The sequence below is a fragment of the Caulobacter sp. SSI4214 genome, from assembly GCF_012184455.1.
In the GTDB taxonomy this organism is placed as follows: Bacteria; Pseudomonadota; Alphaproteobacteria; order Caulobacterales; family Caulobacteraceae; genus Caulobacter; species Caulobacter vibrioides_E.
In genome coordinates this window covers 1-17,632 of sequence record NZ_SZWJ01000031.1, presented here as the reverse complement: position 1 = coordinate 17,632, position 17,632 = coordinate 1, and the positions used below count along the sequence as shown (strand labels likewise).

Genomic DNA, 17,632 nt, shown 5'->3' with positions numbered 1-17,632 from the left:
CGAGCGTCGCGTGTGTTCCGCCCGACAGCGGCTGGCTGTATCGCCGGCGCCCAAGGGAGGAGAGCGGCGCCAAGCGGGGCTGGAACGATCGAAGGTGTAACGCTAAGCTATTCGAATGTGCTTCGTTTGTTAGCGTTATTTTTCGAAGCTTCTTCGGAGAAAATTCTCGATGACCATCTCCGCTCTGGATGACACCGATCGTCGCCTGTTGAAGGTTCTGCAGGCCGATGGCCGGATCACCAACGCCGAGCTGGCCAAGCGCTGCAACCTGTCGCCGGCGGCCACCTTCGACCGTGTGCGTCGGCTGCGCGAGCGCGGCTTCATCACCGGCTACGTCGCGCTGCTGGACCCGGCCAAGGTCGGTCGGGCCTTGCTGATCTTCGTGGAGGTGGTGCTGGAGCGCACGACGGGCGAGACCTTCGAGGACTTCGCCTCGGCGGTGCGGCGCGCGCCCGAGATCCTGGAGTGCCACATGGTGGCCGGCGGGTTCGACTACCTGATCAAGGCCCGCGTGCGCGACATGGAGGCCTATCGCAACTTCCTGGGCGACATCCTGGTCAAGATGCCCGGCGTGCGCGAGACTCGGACTTACGCGGTGCTGGAAGAGGTCAAGAGCACGGTGCAGCTGCCGCTGTAGGAGATTCCCGGAGAGGCGCGGTCCGCCAGGGAAGGTGGAACGGGCGCCTCCAGGGATGGGGGGGGGAGGAGCGCGCCCGTTCCGTTCGTGACCATCGGGGGTGGGGGGATGATGGTCAGCGAACTTCCCCGACCGTCGCCGGGGAAGGCTTTCAGGTCTTCGGATCAGGTCGCCGGAGCGCCGCCGCCGAGGGCCTTGTAGAGGGTGACGAGGTTGCTGGCCCGGGCCAGGCGCGCGGTGATCAGGCCCTGCTGGGCCGCGTACAGCGAGCGCTGGGCGTCCAGCAGGGTCAGGGCGCTGTCCAGGCCGGCGTCGCGGCGCTGTTGCGACAGGCGCTGGCTGTCGGCGGCCGCGACCACCAGACGTTCCTGGGCCGAGACCTGGTCGGTGATGGTGTTACGCACCGACAGGGCGTCGGAGACCTCACGGAAGGCCGTCTGGACGGTCTTCTCATAGGTCGCCACGGCGATGTCGCGGCTGGCCTTGGCGCTGCTCAGATTGGCGACATTGGCCCCGCCGGCGAAGATCGGCAGGCTGATCTGGGGCGTGAAGCTCCAGGTCCCCGTACCGCTCTTGAACAGGCCGTCAAGGTCGGTGCTGGTCGTGCCCGTCGAGCCGGTCAGGCTGATGCGCGGGAAGAAGGCCGCGCGGGCCGCGCCGATATTGGCGTTGGCGCCCCTCAGCTGATGCTCGGCGGCCAGGACGTCGGGACGACGCGTCAGCACGTCCGACGGCAGGCCGGCGGGCAGGTCGGCCAGGATATTGGCTGTCTGGATCCCGCCGGACGGCAGCAGGTTGGCGGGCACGTCCGCGCCGGCCAGCAGCACCAGGGCGTTGCGGTCCTGGGCGACCTGGGCGGTGTAGGTCGCCACGTCCGAACGCGCTGTCTCCGCCAGGGTCTGGGCGTTGCGCAGGTCGAGGGCCGAGCCCGCGCCGCCATCGAACCGCTGCTGGGTCAGGCGCAGCGACTCCTCGCGGGTCGCCAGCGTGTCCTTGGCCAGGGCCAGGCGATCCTGATCGGCGGCCAGGGTCAGCCAGGCGTTGGCGGTCTCGGCGATCAGGCTGACGCGCACCGAGCGGCTGGTCTCCTCGGTGGCCAGATAGCTCTGCAGCGCCGAGGCGTTCAGGCTGCGGACGCGGCCGAACAGGTCCAGCTCATAGGCCGTGAAGCCGACCGAGGCGGTGTAGACCTCGGTGTCGAACGCCTTGCCGGTCTGCGAGACCACGGCCGGCGTGCGGCTCCGGGTCTCGCTACCCACGGCGTTGATGCCGGGGAACAGGGCCGAGCGTTGGACGCCGTACTGGGCGCGGGCCTTCTCGATGTTCAGCACCGCCACGCGCAGGTCGCGGTTCTGCTTCAGGGCCAGGTCGACCACGCCTTGCAGGCGCGGATCGACCAGCACCTGGCGCCAGTCGAGGTCGGCGGCGGTGACCGAGGTCGCCGGCTCCGGCGTCGGCGTCGACCAGGTCTGGGCGACCGGCAAGGCCGGCCGCTCGTACTTGGGCGCCAGGGTGCAGGCGCCGAGCGCCGTGGAGGCGACGAGGATCAGGGAAAGGTTACGCAGCATGATCAGTGGGCCTCCGTCGACGACGCCTCGCCGCCCTGCTGGGCGACCGCCGCGTCATGACCGGCGTGCTTGGGTTTGAAGACCTTCTCGACCACCACGAAGAACAGCGGGACGAAGAAGATCGCCAGCAGGGTGGCCGACAGCATCCCGCCGATCACGCCGGTGCCGATGGCGTGCTGGGCCCCGGACCCCGCCCCGTTGGAAATCGCCAGGGGCAGCACGCCGAAGACGAAGGCCAGCGAGGTCATGATGATCGGACGCAGACGGATGCGGACCGCTTCCAGGGTGGCGTCGATCAGGGACAGGCCCTTCTCGTACAGGTCCTTGGCGAACTCGACGATCAGGATGGCGTTCTTGGACGCCAGGCCCATGGTCGTCAGCAGGCCGACCTGGAAGTAGATGTCGTTGCTGAGGCCGCGGGCGAAGGTGGCCAGCAGGGCGCCGACGACGCCCAGCGGAATGACCATGATCACCGCCAGCGGGATCGACCAGCTCTCGTAAAGAGCGGCCAGCAGCAGGAACACCACCAGGATCGAGATGGCGTACAGGGCCGGGGCCTGGTTGCCGGACTCGCGTTCCTGGGCCGACAGGCCGGTCCATTCGAAGCCGATGCCGGGCGGCAGCTTGGCGGCCAGCTTTTCCATCGCGTCCATGGCCTGGCCCGAGCTCTTGCCCGGGGCCGGGGCGCCCTGGATGTTCATGGACGACAGACCGTTATAGCGCTCCAGGCGCGGCGAGCCGTAGGTCCACGACGCGGTGGCGAAGGCCGGGAAGGCGACCATCTGGCCGCTGCTGTTGCGCACGTACCAGCGGTTCAGGTCTTCCGGCGTCATGCGGTAGGGGGCGTCGGCCTGCATGTAGACCTTCTTCACGCGACCGCGGTCGATGAAGTCGTTCACATAGGTCCCGCCCCAGGCCGAGCTGAGCGCGCTGTTGATGTCGGCGGTGGTCAGGCCCATGGCGCCGGCCTTGGCCTGGTCGACCTCGATCTTCAGCTGCGGGGTGTCGTCCTGGCCGTTGGGGCGCACGCCCACCAGGTTCGGGTCCTTCGAGGCCATGCCCAGCATCATGTTCCGGGCCTGCATCAGGGTGTCGTGGCCGACGCCGCTGATATCCTGCAGCTGGAAGTCGAAGCCCGACGAGGTGCCCAGTTCCGGCACGGCCGGCGGGATCACCGCGAACACCATGGCGTCGCGGATCTGGCTGAACGCCGCCATGGCGCGACCGGCCACGGCCTGGGCCTTCAGCGGGCCGGCCTTGCGATGGTCGAAGTCCTTGAGGCGGACGAAGGCCAGACCGGCGTTCTGGCCCGCGCCGGCGAAGCTGAAGCCCGAGACGGTGAACACCGACTGCACGGCGTTCTTCTCGCCGACCAGGAAGTGCTCGCGCACCTTGTCCAGCACGGCAAGGGTCTTTTCCTCGGGCGCGCCGGCCGGCAGCTGGACGAGGGTGATCATGATCCCCTGGTCCTCATCCGGCAGGAAGGCGCTGGGCAGGCGGACGAACAGCAGGCCCATGGCCACGATGATCGCGGCGTAGACGGCCATGTAGCGGCCGCTCTTGCCCAGGATGCCCCGGACCGAGCCCTGATAGCGCGACGACAGGTCGTTGAAGCTGCGGTTGAACCAGCCGAAGAAGCCGGTCTTCTCGTCGTGATGGCCCTTCTCGACCGGCTTCAGCAGCGTGGCGCAGAGGGCCGGGGTGAGGACCAGGGCGACGACCACCGACAGGGCCATGGCCGAGACGATGGTGATCGAGAACTGCCGGTAGATCACGCCCTGCGAGCCGCCGAAGAAGGCCATGGGCACGAACACCGCAGCCAGCACCAGGGCGATGCCGATCAGGGCGCCGGTGATCTCGTTCATCGACTTGCGGGTGGCCTCGACGGGCGAGAGGCCCTCCTCGGACATCACCCGCTCGACGTTCTCGACCACGACGATGGCGTCGTCGACCAGCAGGCCGATGGCCAGCACCAGGCCGAACATGGTCAGGGTGTTGATCGAGTAGCCGAAGGCCGCCAGCACGCCGAACGTGCCCAGAAGCACGACGGGCACGGCGATCGTCGGGATCAGGGTCGCGCGCCAGTTCTGCAGGAACAGGAACATGACGATGAACACCAGCACGATGGCTTCGATCAGCGTCTTGACCACTTCCTCGATCGACAGCTTCACGAACGGCGTCGAGTCGTAGGGGACGACGTACTTGTAGCTGGCCGGGAAGTTCTTCTCGAGCTGGGCCATCTTGGCCTTCACGGCCTTGGCGGTGTTCAGCGCGTTGGCGCCGGGGGCCAGCTTGACGGCCAGGCCGGCGGCGGGGTGCCCGTTGAACTTGGCCACGGAGACGTAGTTCTCGGCGCCCAGCTCGACCCGGGCGACGTCGCCCAGGCGCACCGTGGCCCCGCCCGTGCTGTTCTTCAGGATGATGGCGCGGAACTGCTCGGGGGTCTGCAGGCGCGACTGGGCGGTGATGGTGGCGTTGAGGCCGGTGCCCGGCAGGTTCGGCGCGCCGCCCAGCTGGCCGGCCGAGACCTGGGCGTTCTGAGCCCTGATGGCGTTGGCGACGTCCGCCGGGGTCAGGCCGAAGCTGGCCAGCTTTTGTGGATCCAGCCAGATGCGCATGGCGTATTGCGCGCCGAACAGCTGCATGTCGCCGACGCCGTCGATGCGGCTCAGCGGGTCCTGGATGTTGGAGGCCAGATAGTCGGCGAGGTCGGTGTTGGTGGTCTTGGGGTCCTCCGAATAGAGGCCCACGACCATCATGAAGTTACGCGCCGCCTTGGCGACGGTGAGGCCCTGTTGCTGAACCTCCTGCGGCAGCAGCGCGGTGGCCGTCTGCAGCTTGTTCTGCACCTGCACCTGGGCGATGTCGATGTTCGCCCCGGCCTTGAAGGTCAGGGTGATGGTGGCCGTGCCCGAGCTGTCGCTGGTCGACGACATGTATTCCAGGCCGTCCAGGCCCTTCATCTTCTGTTCGATGACCTGGGTGACGCTGTCCTCGACCGTCTTGGCCGAGGCGCCGGGATAGACGGCGGTGATCGACACCTGCGGCAGGGCGATGTCGGGATATTGCGCGACCGGCAGGGTCCGGATGGCGAGCGCCCCGGCCAGCATGATCACGATGGCGATGACCCACGCGAAGATGGGCCGGTCGATGAAGAAACGGGAAAGCATCGGAACCTGGCCTTAGCGCTTGGCCGAAGGGGCGGTTTGGGCGGCGGGCGCCGAACCCGCCGGGACCGGCTTGATCGGAACGCCGGGGCGCAGCTTCTGCAGGCCCTCGGTGATGACCTTGTCGCCGGGCTTCAGGCCGCCGGTGACCAGCCACTTGTCGCCGACCGTCTGGCCCAGCGTGACCGGCCGCGGCTCGGCGCCCTGGGCCCCGACCACGCTGACCATCGCATTGCCCTTGGGATCGCGTTGGATCGCGGTCTGCGGCACCAGCACGCCGCCCGAGGCGACGCCCTGGGTCAGGACGGCGTGGACGTACATGCCCGGCAGCAGCGCGCCATTCGGGTTCGGGAACACCGCGCGCAGGCCGACCGCGCCGGTGCCCGGATCGACGGTGATGTCCGAGAACTCCAGCGAGCCCGCCAGCGGATAGGTCGAGCCGTCCTCGAGCTTCAGGCTGACCGAGGTCGAGCCGGCCTTGCCCAGCTTGCCGCTGGCGAACTGCTCCTTGAGCTTCAGCAGCTCGGCCGAGGTCTGGGTGACGTCGACATAGATCTTCGACAGGTCCTGCACCGTGGCCAGGGCCGTGGCCTGGCTGGCCGTGACCAGGGCGCCCGGGGTCACCGAGCTCTTGCCGATCCGGCCCGAGATCGGCGCGGCGACCTTGGTGTAGTTCAGGTTGATGCGGGCGTTGTCGACGGCGGCCTTCTGCACGGCGACGGCGGCGGCCGTCTGCAGGGCGGCGGCCTGGGCGTCGTCGTTGTCCTGCTTGGACACCGCGCCGGTCTCGACCAGGGTCTTGTAGCGGTCGGCCTTCAGCTTGGCGCTGGTCGCCTGGGCCTGGGCCTGGGCCAGGGCGGCGACGGCGCTGTTATAGGTGGCCTGATAGGTGGCCGGGTCGATCTGGTACAGCGACTGGCCCGCGTGAACGATCGAGCCTTCCTGGAACAGGCGGGACTTGATCACCCCGCCCACCTGCGGGCGCACGTCCGAGACCAGATAGGCCGAGGTGCGGCCGGCCAGCTCGGTGGTCAGGCCGACGCTCTGGGGCTGGACGACGATATAGCCGACCTCGGCCGGACCGCCCATGCCCATGCCGGCGCCGCCGGCTCCTTGGCCTTTGCCGCACGCGGCGAGCGTGAGGGCGATGGCGGCGAGTCCCACGGCCGTCGTCACGGCCGAGCGTTGGAATTGCATGTTTGACCCCGGAATGCGGCGGCCGCGCGGGCTGTTACCCTTGACGCGTCCAGCATGATAAACAAAGTGAGAATGAACGTTCATTCTCAAGTCGGCTGCACATAGGTACGGCGCTGATCGGAGTCAACCTCCGTGGAGCCGCTTTTCGCTGACCTAGCGGAAATGTCATCTCGCCCGCGTATTTCAACCGGCATTTGGTGAAATCGGCGTGTCGAAACTCCCCGCTTGAGCGGCGATTTTCAGCTCAGCAGATAGCGCATGGTGGCACGCAACACCTGGGTGACCGCCGGGCGGTCGATGTCCGGGTGGTTGATGCCGCGCATCAAGAGGCCGTCGAAGACCAGTCCCACCACCTCGCAGCGGGCCTGGAACTCTGACTCGCTCCAGTCGGGATGGCGATTGCGCTCCATCATGGTCGTGGCCAGGGCGCGTTCCTGGGCGTCGGCGGCGCGGACGATGGCGGCGACCTTCGGATTGCGCGCGGCCTCGGCCAGCACTTCCAGCGCCAGGGCGGCGCGGCCGGGGTCCAGGCACTTGTCGAGGGCGTCGGGCAGGTGATCGTCCAGCGCGTCCAGCAGGGTGCCCGGCTGGCTTTCCATTTCGGCGAACTTGTCGCGCATCTCGGCCAGGTCCTGGGCGACGATGGCGGCGATGATCGCTTCCTTGTTCTCGAAGTAGCGGTAGATCTGGCCGACGCTGAGGCCGGCGGCCTTGGCGATGTCGGCCATGCTGGCGCCGTGGAACCCCCGCTGGCGCACCTGGTCGCAGGCGGCGTCCAGGATCTGCTGGCGACGCGATTCCGGCGAGGGACGGCCCGTCGGCGTTTCCGGAGCGATCTCGTCGGTCATTGGAAAATCCCGGTAGGGACGAAGCGCGGCATGAAGATTCCGTGGAGGCGGCGAACCGGACGCGAGGACGACTTGACTTGCGATAAACCGGGGCCTAAGTCCAGCCCAATGAGAATGAACGTTCATTCTCATTTCGGGCATCGAAGGGGCGACGTCAAGGGCGACGCCTCCTATTTCGGGTGTGACTCATGCAATTCCAACACGCGGCGGTCGAGGAAGCGGTCGTCCGAGCCAAGACGATGCTCGAAACCAATCGCAGGCCGGAATGGAGCGAGGCCGAGCTCCAGGCCCGCAGCGACGTGGTGGGCCTGCTCTTCGAAGGCCTGCTGGTCCACGAGGCCGACGCGCCGGCGGCCAACCGCGCCGCCCTGACCCAGGTGGTCGCCCAGACCATGCGTCATCTGCTGGGCTGAGGCGTCTTTAGAGGCCTCTAAATCAAACATTTAGAGCGTGATAACCGCCGAAACCGCTTACACTTTCGGCTGTCACGCTCCAGTCCGGGGTCCGGTATCGGAAGTTTCGAAACCGCGCCGACTTGGCGGGCAGGGGGCTCCCGGACGCGGACGTGTTTGTTGGGCTCGGGCCAGGTTGGTCCGGCGATGTCATTCAGGTGTACGCGCAAAAGAAAACGCCCGGAAGCCGAGGCCTCCGGGCGCTTTTTGACCAAGATGCTCCCCCGCGATGCGGGGAGGAACTGACGCGCCTAGAGCCTTATCCGCTCGAATGGAATCATTCGAGCGGAAAATAAGGCTCTAAATCAAACATTTAGAGCGTGATAACCGCCGAAACCGCTCACACTTTCGGCTATCACGCTCTAACCTTCCATCGCCTCGAGCTCGCGGCCGCGGGTCTCGTGGATCAGCTTCTGAACCAGGAAGTAGGAGACCACGGCGCAGACGGCGTAGAAGCCGTAGGTCGCCGGCAGGCTGGCCTTCTTCATGATCGGGAAGCTGAACGAGATCGCGAAGTTGGCGATCCACTGGGCGAAGCCGCAGACGGCCAGGGCCGAGCCGCGCATCTGGTTGGGGAACATCTCGCCCAGCATCACCCACATGACCGGGCCCCAGGAGAGGTTGAAGAAGATCACGTAGAGGTTGGCGGCGACCAGGGCGATCGGGCCGACGCTGGGATCCAGGTGCAGGGCGCCGTTCACCGTGGTGGCGGTCGAGAAGCACCAGGTCATCACGGCCAGGGTCGCCGCCATGCCGGCCGAGCCGATCAGCAGCAGCGGCTTGCGGCCGATCTTGTCGATCAGGCCGATCGCCAGCAGGCAGGCCAGGATCGACAGCGAGCCGGACAGGATGTTGATCTTCAGGCTGTCGTCCTCGGTGAAGCCCACCGACTGCCACAGCACCGAGCCGTAGTAGAAGACGATGTTGATGCCGACCAGCTGCTGGAACACGGCCAGCACGAGGCCAGCCCACAGGATGACGCGCAGCTTCTTGGTCACCGGGTCCAGCAGGTCCGAGAACTTGGGCTGGTGGTCGGCCGCCAGCGAGGCGCGGATTTCCGCGACCTTCTTGGCGCCTTGGCCTTCGCCGAACAGGCGCGACAGGATCGCCTCGGCCTTGGCGTCCTGGCCCTTGGCGACCAGGTAGCGGGGGCTCTCGGGGATGCCCAGCAGGCAGAGGAAGAAGACGCCGGCCGGGATGACCTGCATCCAGAACATCCAGCGCCAGGCCGGCAGGCCCAGCCAGAAGGTCGCGGTCGAGCTGCCGGCGGTGTGGGCCAGGGCGTAGTTGGCCAGGAAGGCGCCGGTCAGGCCGATGATGATCATGATCTGCTGCACGGACGACAGGCGGCCGCGGATATTGGCCGGGGTGACTTCCGAGATGTAGACCGGGCACAGCACCGAGGCGGCGCCGACGCCCAGGCCGCCGACCAGGCGGAACAGCACGAAGACCAGCGAGGTGTGGGCCGCGCCGGTGCCCAGGGCGCTGATCACGAATAGCAGGGCCGAGATGATCATCACCGTGCGGCGGCCCCAGACGTCGGCCAGGCGGCCGGCCGCGAACGCGCCGAACGCGCAGCCCAGCAGGATGGCGGCGACGTTGAGGCCCTCGCCGGCCTCGGTCAGGTTGAAGGCGGCCTTCAGGCCCGTCTGGGTGCCGTTGATGACGCCGCTGTCGTAGCCGAACATGAAGCCGCCGATGGTGGCGACGGCGACGATCGCGGCCACGAAGGCCATATTGACCTTCGCGCCCTCGGCGCTCATCCCCGCGCTGGGACCGGCGTTGGAAACTGAAGCCACAGGTGTCCTCCCCGTTGGGCCGCGTGGCCCGCTTTGATGCCTATGGTCCTTGTCGGACCTCTAGTTGCCGGCGACCTTAGTGTTACCGGTATCAGCGCGCAAGCGGTGGTTCAGGCGACCGCTGCTGGCGCGGGGGATTCATCCCACCATACGCTTCGATAGCAGACGCAAACCGGAAGAAGCGACGTCATTTGACGAAGATTCACTTACGAACTACGAATGTAAATCATGCGTTTCGACCATCAGGTTCCGAACATGGCCTTCACGTCGCTGAAAACTCTTGCGCTCGTTGGCCTGCTCGCCTTGTCGGGAGAGCCCGCTGTCGCCGCGTCACCTCGTTCAGCTCCGGCGCGCGTCTGCGCCTTGGGCGCGCAAGTCCTGGCCGAAAAGGCTCGATCGGGTTGGCGGGTCTTCGATGGCGGAGGAGGGCGTTTCGACGCCATTTTCGCCATGGCGCGCGGAAACTTGCCAAGGAGTCTCCGCGCCATCGCCGCGTCGCGCCCTCCTATGGGGCTTTTCGAGGCCTGTCCGGATCTCCTTGACCACCTGCCCGCTGGAACGCGGAGGGCGACCCCCGAGGATCTCGCGGGTCAAAAGGCGGGCTCACGCCTATGGATTTCGGTGCTGTCGGCGCCGCTGATCGATACTCGGGGGCGGACAGCGGCGATCTACGAGTCCACGGTTTGCGGGGCTCTGTGCGCCCACGGGGGCGTCTATATCTACCGCCGCGAGGCGGGCCGGTGGCGTAGGGGCGGTCCGGCGGTGACGATGGTGTCCTGAGCGTTCCAGCGCGCCTCAATTGTCTGATCGAAGCCGTTGGTCGCTTGCCGCGCTTCCATTCTCAAAACACCGTAGAGCCGCCGGCGGGCGGGGTGCGGCCCAATGCGCGGCGTATCATCTTGATCGCGAACATCGTTAAGGCGGCCACCGCGGCCGGAACCAGGGCCAGCAGCCAGACCAGCACCACCAGGGCGAGTTGAAACGCCGTCGTCACGACCACCAAGGCCGGCGACTCCTTGCGTTCCTCTAAGGCCTGGCTCACCGACAACATGCCGTCCGCGCTAAGTAATTCCCCTTAGGGCAATCACCATAGCCTCATTTTGAGTTTCAACCGAGAAGAGAATTTTACAATTGACCGCAAGTTTTTTAGGGATTTCTTAATCCCCTTGCAGTGGTCAAGCTTGTTTACCGAGACGCCCGGTCATCGGCCGCTGAGCCGAACGCCCAGTCGTCTTTCGGCCTCCTCCACGCCCGCCTCGACGTCGGCGGCCAGGTAGAGCGCGCCGGCCTCGCGCCACAGGTCGACCGCGGGGCGTCCCAAGGCCTCGCGCGCCAGGGCCGACAGCCGCAGGGCGTTGGCGAGGTCCAGCGGCGTGGCGTCCGGGCTGGCGCGATAGAGGCCGACGGCCTCGTCGGCGGCCGCCAGCGCCTGCTCGACCTGGCCGGCCTCGCGATCCAGATCAGAGATGTGACGCAGCGCATGGGCCAGCGGCGCGGCGGCGCCGGCGGCGCGAGCCCGCTCGGCGGCCTTGGCGTAGAGCTCGCGGGCCTGGTCGGGATGGCCGGCGGTCCGGGCCTGGCGCGCGGCGACGACAAGGGGCTCGAAATCTTGCAAGGCGGGACCCTCCCGGAGGCATCCTCGCAAGCCGCGCCCGACAAGGCCAGGGGCCAAGAAGAAAGCCCCCGGACCGCTCCGGGGGCTTTTGTCCTTAGAGCCTTATCCGCTTGAATGGAATCATTCGAGCGGAAAATAAGGCTTCAGATCAAACATTTAGAGCGTGATAACCGCCGAAGCCGCTCACACTTTCGGCTATCACGCTCTAGTGATTGTGCCGGGGCAGCTTGGAGGCCAGGTCCTGGTACTTGACCGCGAACTCCAGCACCCCGCCGGTCTCGAGCTGGCCGGTGTGGGCGCGGTAGATCTCCTGCCAGGGCGTCATGGTCGCCGGCGTGGCGGGAATGCCCTCCTTCTTGCGCTCGGCGATGGTCGCCTCGTCCACCAGGGCGTCGCAGCGGCCGGTGTTGAGGTCGATGCGGATCGTGTCGCCGGTGCGCAGCCACGACAGGCCGCCGCCCACCGCGCTCTCGGGCGAGGCGTTCAGGATCGAAGGGCTGTCGGCGGTGCCCGACTGGCGGCCGTCGCCCAGGGTGGGCAGGCTCATGATCCCTTTCTTCAAGAGGTGATCCGGCGGCTGCATGTTGACGACCTCGGCCGAGCCGGGCCAGCCGATCGGACCCGCGCCGCGGATGACGAGAATGCAGCGCTCGTCGATCTTAAGGGCCGGGTCGTTGATCCGCTTGTGATAGTCGTCCGAGCCGTCGAACACGATGGCGCGGGCCTCGAAGACGCCCTCTTTGCCGGGCTCCGACAGGTAGCGCGCGCGGAAGTCGGCGCCGATGACGCTGGACTTCATGATCGCGAAGTCGAACAGGTTGCCCTTCAGCACCAGGAAGCCAGCCTTTTCGGCGAGCGGCTGGGCGTAGGGGAAGATCACCTCGCGGTCGGTGGTCTCGCGGCCGTCCAGGTTCTCGCCCATGGTCTTGCCGGTGACGGTCAGGACGTCGCCGTGCAGGCGGCCGTTCTGGAGCAGCTCCCACAGCACCGCCGGCGCGCCGCCGGCCCGATGGAAGCGCTCGCCCAGGTACTTGCCGGCCGGCTGCATGTTGACGATCAGCGGGATGTCGTAGGCCGCGCGCCAGTCGTCGGCGGTGATCTCGACGCCGGCGTGACGGGCCATGGCCACGATGTGCGGCTGGGCGTTGGTCGAGCCGCCGGCCGCCGCCACCAGGGCGATGGCGTTCTCGAAGGCCTTCTTGGTGAGGATGTCGAGCGGCTTGACGTCCTCATAGGCCAGGTCGACGATCCGCTGGCCGGTCTTGTAGGCCATCTGGCCGCGCTCGCGGTACGGGGCGGGAATGGCCGCGCAGCCGGTCAGCGACAGGCCCAGGGCCTCGGCGACGGCGTTCATGGTCGAGGCCGTGCCCATGGTGTTGCAGTGGCCCGCCGACGGCGCCGAGCTGGCGGCGCGGTCGATGAACTCTTCTTCCGTGATCTCGCCGGCCGCCAGCTTGCGGCGCGAGCGCCAGATCACCGTACCCGAGCCGACCAACTCGCCCTCGTGCCAGCCATCCAGCATCGGACCGCCGGAGAGGACGATGGCCGGGATGTTGACCGTGGTGGCGGCCATGATCCCCGCCGGGGTGGTCTTGTCGCAGCCGGTGGTCAGGACGACGGCGTCGATCGGGTAGCCGTGCAGGGTCTCGACGAGACCCAGATAGGAGAGGTTCCGGTCCAGCGCCGCCGTCGGACGACGGCAGTTCTCGAAGATCGGATGGACCGGAAACTCCATGGGGATGCCCCCGGCGTCGCGGATCCCGTCCCGCACCCGCTGGACGAGGTCCAGGTGGATGCGGTTGCAGGGCGAGATGTCGCTGCCGGTCTGGGCGATGCCGATGATCGGCTTGCCGCTTCGCAACTCCTCCGGCGTGATCCCGTAATTCATGAAGCGCTCCAGATAGAGCGCGGTCATGTCGATGTGGTCGGGGTTATCGAACCAATCGCGGGACCGGAACCGGCGGGGCGTGCGTTCAGGCAAGGCGAACCTCGTATTGGGGCTGGCCCGCGACGTCGACCCGAACGCCGAACAGACCGCCGGACAGTGGGTACTGGGCCAGGGTCTCGTCGCTCAGGCCCTTGCGGGCGGTGGTGAAGTAAAGCGTCTTCAGATCGGGCCCGCCGAAGCAGGGCTTGGTCACGTTGGGCGCCGGCAGTTCAATGCGGGCCACCAGTTCGCCGGCGGGCGAGATGCGGACGACGCCAAAGCCGCCCCACAGGGCGGTCCATAGATAACCTTCCGAATCAACCACCGATCCGTCCGGATAGACCGCGTTTTCGCCCTGAAAGTTCACGAAGCCGCGCTTGTTCGACAGCGTCCCGTCCTCGGCGAGGTCATACGCCCAGATGATCTTTTCCAGGGTGTCGGTGTGGTAGAGGGTCTTGCCGTCGGGCGAGACGCACGGGCCGTTGGTGATGCAGATGTCCTTGTCCATCCGCGCCACGCCGGTGGAGTCCATGCGGTAAAGCGAGCCGCTCTTGGCCTCTTCTTCATCGTGCATGGTGCCGAACCACAGGCGGCCGCCATGATCGACGGTCGCGTCGTTGGGACGGTTGTTCAGTTCGGCCGACTCCACCTGGATCAGCGGCTTGAAGCCGCCCATCACCGGGTGGAAGCGGTGCAGGCCGCTTTTCAGGCCGACGACAAAGCCGGCGCGCGCGTTCGGGGCCAATGGGGCGATGAACGTCACCGGCTCCGGCGCGTCGAAGCTGAAGCGCTCATCGGTGGCCGGGTTGTAGTTGTGGATCTTGTGGCTCTTGATGTCGACGAACCACAGGCTGTCGTCATACCAGATCGGGCCCTCGCCCAGGGTGGCCTTCAGATCCCAGACGCAGGTGACGGCGTTCATGCTCGACCGTTCTCCGTAAAACCGATGTTGGCCGTTCGATAAGGCGGCGAAGGCCTCCATGGAAGCCCCAACGCGCGCGCGGCCGCGCCGGTCACCGCCAGCCGGCGTCGATCCAATACTCGTGGCCGGTGCACAGCGAAGCGTCGTCCGAGGCCAGGAACAGCACCAGCGAGGCGACGTTGTCGGGCAGGATGCGGCCCTTCAGGCACTGGGCCTTGACGATCTCGGCCTCGCCTTCGGGCGTGTACCACTTCTCCTGGCGCTTGGTCTTGACGTTGCCGGGCACCACGCAGGTGACGCGGATGTCGTCGGGACCCAGTTCGCGGGCCAGCGCCCGGGTCATGCCCTCGATGCCGGCCTTCGCCGTTTCGTAGAGGACCAGGTCCTCCAGACCCAGGTGCCAGCTGATCGAGCCGAAATTGATGATCGCGCCGCCGCCGCGCCGGGCCATGCCCGGCGCGACCGCCTGGGCCGCGAACACCATGTGGCGCAGGTTCACGCCGATGCGGTTGTCCCAGTATTCCGGCGTCAGATCGGCCAGGCTGTGGCGGTCGTCATTGCCGGCGTTGTTGACCAGCACGTCGATGTCGCCGATCTCGGCCAGCACGGCCTTGAGTCCCGCCAGGTCCATCAGGTCGCAACGCCTGTAGACCGGCGTGATGGCCGCGCCGCCCGACAACTGGGCGACCAGGGCGTTGGAATCCTCATCGACGATGTCGAGGAAGATCACCTCGGCCCCCTGGCGGACAAAGCCCGCGACGAGGCCGGCGCCGATGCCGGATCCGCCGCCGGTGATGACGACGCGCTTGCCCTTCAGGCTGGGATAGATGGCTGAGGACATGCTGCTTACGACCGTGACAAGAGGGATTGGAGCAAGGCGGCGCTGATCAGAGCAGGCCGCGACCGGCCAGATTGCGGATCAGGGCCGAGATGCCGAAGGTCCAGGGCTTGGCCTGGTCGCAGGTGGTGACCTCGTTCTCGAGCACGCCCAGCTTCGGCGTCGAGACGCGGACGCGGTCGCCTACCTTGTGCGTGAAGCCCTGGCCGGGCGCGTCGCGGTCCTGAATCGGCGCGAACATGGTGCCCAGGAACAGGACGAAGCCGTCCGGATACTGGTGCTGCTTGCCGTGGGCCTGGCCGGCCAGCACGGCGGGGTCGCGGCTGATCAGACTCATGTTCGACCTGCCATCGAGCACGAAGTTGTCGCGACCGGTGATCTTCAGCTCGACCTCGGCCGAGCGCACGTCGTCGAGGCTGAAGCCGTCGTCGAACAGGCGGAAGAACGGGCCGATGGCGCAGCTGGCGTTGTTGTCCTTGGCCTTGCTGAGCAGCAGGGCCGAGCGGCCCTCGAAGTCGCGCAGATTGACGTCGTTGCCCAGCGACGCGCCCCGGATCTGGCCGGCGCCGTCGCACAGCAGGACGATTTCGGGCTCCGGATTGTTCCAAGAGCTGTCGGCGCGGACGCCGACATGATCGCCCCAGCCCATCGACGACAGCGTGGGACCCTTGGTGAAGATCTCGGCGTCGGGGCCGATGGCGACCTCCAGGTACTGCGACCACAGGCCGTCGTTGATCAGGGTCTGCTTCAGGCGCGCCGCGCCCTCCGAGCCCGGGTTCACGCTCTTCAGATCGCCGCCCATGCTGGCCGACAGCTGTTCGCGGATCCGCAGGGCGGCGGCGGCGTCGCCCCGCGCGCGCTCCTCGATGACCCGTTCCAGGGTGGAGACGGCGAAGGTCACGCCGGCGGCCTTCAGGCACTGCAGGTCGACGGGGGCCAGCAGCTTCACGGGCGCGGCGCCGTCGGGGTCTTCCCAGACCGGGCGTAGATCCAGGGCTTCCAGCGGGCCCTTGTCCTCGCCGCGCGGGATTTCGGCGTCGGCGCCATAGGCGTTCATCAGGTCGGCGACGGTGGGAGCGATCTTGGAGACGTCCTCGACGCGGCCGCCGCGCACCAGAACCGGCGTCGGGCCTTCGCCAAAGTCGATGCGACCCAGCAAGGTCGCGGTTTTCCAATCTTCCGGCAGGAATTCGCTCACGCCCATGGCGTCGTCTCCCCTTTGTCGAGCGTCTGAAGGCTGCCGGATACGGCCGGCGGCGCTCGTTCGTCAAATGCTTGGTAGCGCTAACATGTGGAGACGGCAAGCGCGTTGTCAGACCAATTTGAGCCGACCCGCCCAACGCTTCGCGGCGGGGCCGGCTTCTCGCGCCGGGAGAGGCGGTCTATTCCGGAACCGGTCCCGAGGAATCCCGCACGATCAGCGTGTGCGGATGCATCAGCTGGCGAGGCTCGCCGCCGCCGTCGCGATGGCGCCGGATCTCCTCCAGCGCCAGATCGACGGCCGCACGGGCCATGGCGGCGATCGGTTGGTGGACCGTGGTCAGGGCTGGCCAGATGTTGTCGGCGATCGAGGTGTCGTCGAAGCCGACGATCGAGATGTCGCCCGGCACGTCCAGGCCCAGGCGATGAGCCAAGCCCGCGGCGGCGGCGGCCATGTCGTCATTGGCGGCGAAGACGGCCGTGGGGCGAGAGTCGGCCGACAACAGCCGCTCGGCCGCCTCCAGGCCCGAGCGATAGGTGAAATAGCCTTGCTCGACCCGGATATCCTCCATCGGCACGCCGGCGACCTTCAGGGCCGACATGAAGCCGTCCAGGCGCTGCTGGCTGACGGTCTGGTTAGGGTGGCCCTTGATGAAGCCGAACCGGCGGTGGCCCAGACCGACCAGGTGCTGGGTCAGCTCGAAGGCGGCGGCTTCGTTGTCGATGCGGATCGTGGCCATGTCGGCGCTGGCCATGCCCGGCGCGACGGCCACGGCGGCGGCGCCGGCGGCCTTCACCTCGGCCAGCACCTGCGGCGACTCGCACAGCGGCGGCGGCAGGATCACGCCATCGACGCCGGTCTTCAGCAGACGGGTCAGGGTGGCGCCCGCCAGTTCGGGCTCGGCGCACTTCTCGATGACGATCTGGGCGCCGGTGCGGCTGCTCTCGTCCAGGGCCCCGACGAGAAACTCCGACAGATAGCCGGTGGAGGGGTTGTCATAGAGCAGGCCGATGCGGAAGGGCGCGCTGCCGGCCAGGCTACGGGCCGCCGGGTTGGGCGCGTAGTTCAGCTCGGCGATCGCCTTCTCGACCAGGGCCCGCGTCTCTTCCTTGACGGTGCTTTCCCGGTTGATCACCCGCGAGACCGTCATCGGCGACACGCCCGCCCGCGCGGCCACGTCACGGATCGTGGCGCTTTGGGTGGTGCGGCGACGCTGGCGCTCGGCAGGCTGGCTCATTCTTGTTTGGTCCCTTCGCGGGGCCGGAGACTAGACCGCTTCGGGCGGCGCTTGGAAGAGCGGCGGGAAATCCTGCTAAGCTTCGGGCATGAGTTGTCTTGGCGCCATCATCCTTTGCGGCGGCGCGTCCCGACGGATGGGGCGCGACAAGGCCTTGCTCGACTGGGACGGCGTCCGGGCCGTGGACCGCGTGGCGGCCCTGGCCCGGGCCGTAGGGGCGGAGG

General features: G+C 67.4%; 15 protein-coding genes. 3 read left to right on the top strand and 12 right to left on the bottom strand.

What is annotated here, in order from left to right; genetic code table 11:
* Window positions 1-169: 169 nt before the first annotated feature.
* On the top strand, window positions 170-637 hold the full coding sequence (locus FCU40_RS11245; protein ID WP_004623112.1) for an Lrp/AsnC ligand binding domain-containing protein: 468 nt from the start codon (window positions 170-172) through the stop codon (window positions 635-637).
* A gap of 164 nt (window positions 638-801) precedes the next feature.
* On the opposite strand, the gene adeC is transcribed toward FCU40_RS11245, so the two are convergent.
* The 4 genes from adeC to FCU40_RS11225 form a co-directional block, all read right to left on the bottom strand.
* Window positions 802-2,205: an AdeC/AdeK/OprM family multidrug efflux complex outer membrane factor gene (gene adeC / locus FCU40_RS11240; protein ID WP_168074965.1), complete on the bottom strand. Its 1,404-nt coding sequence runs from the start codon at window positions 2,203-2,205 to the stop codon at window positions 802-804.
* A 2-nt stretch (window positions 2,206-2,207) separates the two neighbouring features.
* The gene (locus FCU40_RS11235; protein WP_168074963.1) at window positions 2,208-5,375 is read right to left on the bottom strand and encodes an efflux RND transporter permease subunit; all 3,168 of its coding nucleotides are present in this window, start codon (window positions 5,373-5,375) and stop codon (window positions 2,208-2,210) included.
* A gap of 12 nt (window positions 5,376-5,387) precedes the next feature.
* Window positions 5,388-6,569 (bottom strand): efflux RND transporter periplasmic adaptor subunit, encoded by a 1,182-nt coding sequence (locus FCU40_RS11230; protein ID WP_168074961.1) that lies wholly within the window; start codon window positions 6,567-6,569, stop codon window positions 5,388-5,390.
* Between the two features lie 239 nt (window positions 6,570-6,808).
* Window positions 6,809-7,417, bottom strand: coding sequence for a TetR/AcrR family transcriptional regulator (locus FCU40_RS11225; protein ID WP_168074959.1), 609 nt, complete (start codon window positions 7,415-7,417; stop codon window positions 6,809-6,811).
* A 188-nt stretch (window positions 7,418-7,605) separates the two neighbouring features.
* Here FCU40_RS11225 and FCU40_RS11220 point away from each other — a divergent pair, with 188 nt between their 5' ends.
* Window positions 7,606-7,830: a hypothetical protein gene (locus FCU40_RS11220; protein WP_004623100.1), complete on the top strand. Its 225-nt coding sequence runs from the start codon at window positions 7,606-7,608 to the stop codon at window positions 7,828-7,830.
* A gap of 401 nt (window positions 7,831-8,231) precedes the next feature.
* On the opposite strand, the gene FCU40_RS11215 is transcribed toward FCU40_RS11220, so the two are convergent.
* The 8 genes from FCU40_RS11215 to FCU40_RS11180 form a co-directional block, all read right to left on the bottom strand.
* Entirely contained in the window at window positions 8,232-9,668 is a 1,437-nt protein-coding gene (locus FCU40_RS11215; RefSeq protein ID WP_168074957.1) for a sugar porter family MFS transporter, read from the bottom strand.
* An 841-nt stretch (window positions 9,669-10,509) separates the two neighbouring features.
* Complete coding sequence (locus tag FCU40_RS11210; RefSeq protein WP_168074955.1) at window positions 10,510-10,719, bottom strand: hypothetical protein; 210 nt, start codon at window positions 10,717-10,719, stop codon at window positions 10,510-10,512.
* A 150-nt stretch (window positions 10,720-10,869) separates the two neighbouring features.
* Window positions 10,870-11,283 carry a hypothetical protein gene (locus FCU40_RS11205; RefSeq protein ID WP_175582076.1) on the bottom strand — a complete coding sequence of 138 codons (414 nt, stop codon included), beginning with the start codon at window positions 11,281-11,283 and terminating at the stop codon, window positions 10,870-10,872.
* Between the two features lie 205 nt (window positions 11,284-11,488).
* Window positions 11,489-13,264 carry a xylonate dehydratase XylD gene (gene xylD / locus FCU40_RS11200; RefSeq protein WP_168074953.1) on the bottom strand — a complete coding sequence of 592 codons (1,776 nt, stop codon included), beginning with the start codon at window positions 13,262-13,264 and terminating at the stop codon, window positions 11,489-11,491.
* Window positions 13,257-14,132 carry an SMP-30/gluconolactonase/LRE family protein gene (locus FCU40_RS11195; RefSeq protein WP_168074951.1) on the bottom strand — a complete coding sequence of 292 codons (876 nt, stop codon included), beginning with the start codon at window positions 14,130-14,132 and terminating at the stop codon, window positions 13,257-13,259. Before FCU40_RS11195 ends, xylD begins: the two co-directional genes overlap by 8 nt.
* A gap of 91 nt (window positions 14,133-14,223) precedes the next feature.
* Complete coding sequence (gene xylB, locus FCU40_RS11190; RefSeq protein ID WP_168074949.1) at window positions 14,224-14,973, bottom strand: D-xylose 1-dehydrogenase; 750 nt, start codon at window positions 14,971-14,973, stop codon at window positions 14,224-14,226.
* A 46-nt stretch (window positions 14,974-15,019) separates the two neighbouring features.
* Entirely contained in the window at window positions 15,020-16,174 is a 1,155-nt protein-coding gene (locus tag FCU40_RS11185) for a fumarylacetoacetate hydrolase family protein (RefSeq protein ID WP_168074947.1), read from the bottom strand.
* A 178-nt stretch (window positions 16,175-16,352) separates the two neighbouring features.
* Window positions 16,353-17,408, bottom strand: a complete 1,056-nt coding sequence (locus tag FCU40_RS11180) for a LacI family DNA-binding transcriptional regulator (RefSeq protein ID WP_168074944.1) — start codon at window positions 17,406-17,408, stop codon at window positions 16,353-16,355.
* 88 nt (window positions 17,409-17,496) lie between these two features.
* Between FCU40_RS11180 and FCU40_RS11175 the strand changes: the two genes are divergently transcribed.
* Window positions 17,497-17,632, top strand: a 136-nt coding sequence (locus tag FCU40_RS11175; protein WP_168074942.1) for an NTP transferase domain-containing protein, incomplete at its 3' end; no start/stop codon positions are given.

What these genes read in the sequence shown, in the direction of transcription:
- xylB (WP_168074949.1), bottom strand. Translation starts at nt 14,973, where the DNA reads ATGTCCTCAGCCATCTATCCCAGCCTGAAGGGCAAGCGCGTCGTCATC.
- FCU40_RS11225 (WP_168074959.1), bottom strand. Translation starts at nt 7,417, where the DNA reads ATGACCGACGAGATCGCTCCGGAAACGCCGACGGGCCGTCCCTCGCCG.
- FCU40_RS11235 (WP_168074963.1), bottom strand. Translation starts at nt 5,375, where the DNA reads ATGCTTTCCCGTTTCTTCATCGACCGGCCCATCTTCGCGTGGGTCATC.
- FCU40_RS11195 (WP_168074951.1), bottom strand. Translation starts at nt 14,132, where the DNA reads ATGAACGCCGTCACCTGCGTCTGGGATCTGAAGGCCACCCTGGGCGAG.
- adeC (WP_168074965.1), bottom strand. Translation starts at nt 2,205, where the DNA reads ATGCTGCGTAACCTTTCCCTGATCCTCGTCGCCTCCACGGCGCTCGGC.
- FCU40_RS11230 (WP_168074961.1), bottom strand. Translation starts at nt 6,569, where the DNA reads ATGCAATTCCAACGCTCGGCCGTGACGACGGCCGTGGGACTCGCCGCC.
- FCU40_RS11210 (WP_168074955.1), bottom strand. Translation starts at nt 10,719, where the DNA reads ATGTTGTCGGTGAGCCAGGCCTTAGAGGAACGCAAGGAGTCGCCGGCC.
- FCU40_RS11180 (WP_168074944.1), bottom strand. Translation starts at nt 17,408, where the DNA reads ATGAGCCAGCCTGCCGAGCGCCAGCGTCGCCGCACCACCCAAAGCGCC.
- FCU40_RS11245 (WP_004623112.1), top strand. Translation starts at nt 170, where the DNA reads ATGACCATCTCCGCTCTGGATGACACCGATCGTCGCCTGTTGAAGGTT.
- FCU40_RS11185 (WP_168074947.1), bottom strand. Translation starts at nt 16,174, where the DNA reads ATGGGCGTGAGCGAATTCCTGCCGGAAGATTGGAAAACCGCGACCTTG.
- FCU40_RS11220 (WP_004623100.1), top strand. Translation starts at nt 7,606, where the DNA reads ATGCAATTCCAACACGCGGCGGTCGAGGAAGCGGTCGTCCGAGCCAAG.